The sequence below is a fragment of the Mycobacterium sp. genome (genome assembly GCF_052144515.1).
Lineage (GTDB): Bacteria > Actinomycetota > Actinomycetes > Mycobacteriales > Mycobacteriaceae > Mycobacterium.
Genome location: NZ_JBKQQD010000410.1, coordinates 1 through 4,109, shown reverse-complemented (window position 1 = coordinate 4,109; position 4,109 = coordinate 1). Strand labels below are relative to the sequence as shown.

At 61.5% G+C, this 4,109-nt stretch carries 3 protein-coding genes; all 3 read left to right on the top strand.

Features of this window, described 5'->3' with window-relative positions:
* Positions 1-689 precede the first annotated feature (689 nt).
* The 3 genes from ACLP9N_RS27300 to ACLP9N_RS27290 all read left to right on the top strand — a co-directional run bounded on the left by ACLP9N_RS27300 (position 690) and on the right by ACLP9N_RS27290 (position 3,880).
* Positions 690-959, top strand: coding sequence for a type II toxin-antitoxin system TacA family antitoxin (locus ACLP9N_RS27300; RefSeq protein ID WP_442410299.1), 270 nt, complete (start codon positions 690-692; stop codon positions 957-959).
* A gap of 4 nt (positions 960-963) precedes the next feature.
* A complete protein-coding gene (locus tag ACLP9N_RS27295; RefSeq protein WP_442410298.1) occupies positions 964-1,476 on the top strand; it encodes a GNAT family N-acetyltransferase in 513 nt (170 codons plus the stop codon).
* A 70-nt stretch (positions 1,477-1,546) separates the two neighbouring features.
* Positions 1,547-3,880 carry a TOTE conflict system archaeo-eukaryotic primase domain-containing protein gene (locus ACLP9N_RS27290; protein WP_442410297.1) on the top strand — a complete coding sequence of 778 codons (2,334 nt, stop codon included), beginning with the start codon at positions 1,547-1,549 and terminating at the stop codon, positions 3,878-3,880.
* Positions 3,881-4,109 lie beyond the last annotated feature (229 nt).

Genomic DNA, 4,109 nt, shown 5'->3' with positions numbered 1-4,109 from the left:
CCACCGCCCTACCCGACATCCGCAAAGGCATCCGGATCAAGGCCAGCTGAACCGGCCCGTTTCGCGGGCATTCCTACCTGAGGCACGGACAAAATTTCGCGGGCATCTTGATTTGAGGCACTACGGTGAAACTCAAGCTGCCCGCGGACCCGAAATATTGAACGCCCGGACTGCAGCGCCACGCGGGCGTCCGCCGGCCAAAGGCCTATTCGTCAAGAGCTCCCCGCGCGCAGCGGGCGCTGCACGCAACGCTCGACATCGTGCTATGAGCGCGGTGACACAGTCCGCGGCTGCGGTACCTCGAAGCGACGAGTTCCCCGTGAGTTGTGACAACTCGTGACAATCTGGGCGCCCTTCGAACACATGTGCACATCTGCCGAAGAGTAAACTACCAGCTCAGAGCCTATTTCCTTTGGTCGGGCTGACAGGATTTGAACCTGCGACCACTTGACCCCCAGTAAGTGGCGGTAGCGCTTTTTTCCCAGGTCGCCTGCAGTTTTCGCTGCCAGGGCGTTGGTGTGTGACGTTCACTGACGTGCGGGTCGTTCGGCATCGCGCATGACGTGTGGTCCCTGGGTGGTCCCCGGTGCTGGCCGCAACCCTTACTAGCCGTGTACGTACATTCACCGTACAATGAAGTGATCGACAGCCGCGAGCAGAGATGACTGAGGGAAGAAGGAGGTGTCGCTGTGGTAGTCAAAACGAAGCGCATCGAGCTTCGCGCGGAGCAAGCGACCTTGGACCGCATCCAGCGCGCCGCCAACCTTGTCCATGAGCAGACGTCGGAGTTCGTGCGGAAAGCTGCGATGCAACGGGCCGAAGACATCCTGCGTCAGGAGCTGGTAACGGCAATGGAGCCCGAACAGTTCGACAAACTGATGTCCTCGCTCGATGCTGCTGACGACGCGCCGCGGCTGGCGGCAGCCGCACGCAAACCAGCGGTCTTCACAAGGCGTTGAACAAATGTTCGAGTCCGCGCGACTCACTGACGCCCACACGCTGGAAGGATTCGACTGCGGTAAGGAGTCGCTGAGTACCTGGCTCATCGCCCATGCCCGTCGCGCGGACAGCAGCGGAGTCGCACACGTCTACGTGTGGACGGCGCTCGGCGAACAGAAAGTCAGCGCCTATTTCGCCATCTGTCCCACCGAAGTAGTACGCAACGACGACGGCCTCTCGGGATCCATGGCCGGCGGCTATTCCCGCATACCCGGATACTTGATTGCCCGCCTGGCGATCGACACGTCGCTGCGGGGTCAGGGATATGGCGAGCAGCTGCTTCTCGACGCACTCGGCAAAGCCGTCGCCGCATCGGAAATCGGCGGCGGCCGGCTCATCGTCGTTGATGCCATAGACGACGAGGCACAATCCTTCTACGAGCACTACCACTTCGTTCCCGTTAGGAACCGCGAGCGTCGTCTGGTCATGAAGGTGTCCACAGCGGCGAAAGCGCTCGGGGAGCGCTGGCGGGAGTAAACCCTTCCGCCGAATAATTTGCTGCACAAAGGAGTTGACCGTTAGCGGTGTCGAGAGCTTCCCTGGTGAGTTGGACACGCTGCGTGCCGACAATGTGCGTTTGCGTCGTCTTCTTCAGTTGAGTGAGGAACAGGCACGCGCAGCCGCCAGTGACCAGGCGACGCTGACGGGGGCGCCGGCCTCACCGGTGACAATGGGCTCCAGCTCCGCTGATAAGGTGCGGTTCTTCTTCGAGTTGTTCCGTTGTCGCACCGATGTTTACGCGCTTCGCTGGGAGAATCGTCGAGATGGCCGTTCAGGTTGGATGCCGGCGATCAAGGGCTATTGGCGCAAGGGTATGAATCGGGCCGACGCACCTTACCTTCCGCTGACCCCAGAGGTCATTGATGCCCACCTGCGGGGCGAGGCACACATCGGCCTCTATCCGCTCAGCGATGACGACACCTGCTGGTGGATCGCGGCGGATTTCGACAAAGAAGCCGCGATGCTCGACGCGCTCGCGTACATGAAAGCGGCTCGCTCATATGGGATTCCGGCTGCACTGGAGGTATCACAATCCGGGCGAGGAGCTCACGTGTGGATCTTCTTCGCTCATGCGATCTCGGCATCGGTCGCCCGCAACGTCGCCACAAGTCTGCTGAGTGAGGCATTTCGCCTGCGTGGCAGTATGCATCTGAGTAGCTATGACCGCTTGTTCCCATCCCAGGACGTACACACCGGGCGTGGGGTGGGCAATCTGATCGCCGCACCGATGAACGGCAAGCGCCGTCAACACGGCACCACCGTCTTCCTCGATCCCGCCACCCTCGAGCCATACGAGGATCAGTGGGCATACCTGTCAAGCGTCGCCCGATTGTCCACCAAAGACGTGACCGCGTTGGCACGCCAACTTCCCGATCCACAGATCGGGCATAACGTCCGGCGTCTGCAGCTACCGACGTCGTCGCGCATCATCCCGCGGCCGGCGGCAATCGTGCGCGCGGAGTTCACATCACGACTCACCCTGACCTCCAATGATCTTGGCCCAGCGATGATCTCGGCCGTCAAACATGCCGCATCGATACGCAACCCAGAATTCGATGCGCGCCAACGTGCCCGCCGCAGCACCTGGGATACACCACGGTTCCTCTACAGCTACGACGAAACCGCCGACGGTAATCTCGTCCTGCCCCGCGGCCTCCATCCGCTGCTGACCGAGCTCGTCGAATCGGCCGACAGCACGCTACACATCGACGACAAACGCATCCTCGGTCAACCCCACAAGTTCACCTGCAGCACGCCATTACGCACCATTCAGACCACCGCACTGCACCGACTCCTCGAAGAGGACACCGGCGTCCTCATCGCACCACCGGGCACCGGCAAGACGGTCATAGCCTGCGCGGCAATCGAGTCGCGGTCTACCTCCACTTTGGTCCTCGTCGATCGCAAGGCCCTGGCCGACCAATGGCGCGACCGGATCAGCAGCCACCTGAGTTTCGCATGTGGTCAAATCGGCGGCGGACGATCTAAAACCACAGGCATCCTCGACATCGCGCTACTGCCAACACTTGCCCGCCGTGACAACGTCGAAGACATCACCGCCAACTACGGATTCGTCATTGTGGACGAATGCCACCACGTCGCAGCCAACGCATTCTTCGGCGTCCTGAGCCGCATAGGCGCGCGGTACTGGCTCGGCCTGACCGCGACCCCGGAACGCCGCGACGGGCTCGAAGACCTGATCTATCACCAACTCGGATCACACCACGTGGCCATCGACCAGCCCAGTACCGGACAACTCCCGGTCGACAGTTCCGACCTACTGATGCCCCACCCAGTTCTGCACCTGCACCCGACCGACTTCCAATACCGTGGCGACGCCGACCCCACCGCACCCGGTGGAATGGCCGAAATCTATCGAGCCCTCGTCGCGGATCAAGCACGACTCGACCAGATCGCCGACGACGTGCTGAACGCTTCCGAAACCGGAGCTAACATCCTGGTGCTCACCACATGGGTCGAACACCTCCACGCCATCACTGACCAGCTACGGACCGCCGGAAAGACCGTCACAGTCCTCAGCGGCGGCATGAAGGCTCGTGAACGCCGCCAGATCGCCGACCAACTTGCCAACCACACGCCCGATTCGGATCCGCTCCTGATCGTCGGCACCAGCTCGTTCATCGGGGAAGGTTTCGACTGCCCAGCCCTCGACACACTGTTCCTGGCAGCGCCGATCACCTTCAAGAACCGCCTCGTGCAATACATCGGTCGCGTCACCCGTCCCTACCCCTCGAAGATCACCGCAACCGTGCACGACTACCACGACGAGCTCACCCCCGTCATCGCCTCATCGCTGAAGAAACGAACACCCGGCTACATCAAAATGGGCTTCCCTGACCCGCGCAAGATGCTCCGATAGAACTGCTGCCACCCCACTTGACGATCGGACAAGTGCCCTCCCGAGGGTCTGAAGCGTGAATAAGTGGTCCCAAGGAGGTAGAACCTGCACCGAGGTTGACGTAGAGGTTGTCCCGGGTCTCGTGGAAGTTGAGGTGGCGGTCCCCCGCTTGATTCCTGCCGTGTGGTAGGTGTCGGGCGTTCCGCCAAAGAACACCAACAGCAAGGGGACCGCCGTGAAGAAGAGTAGC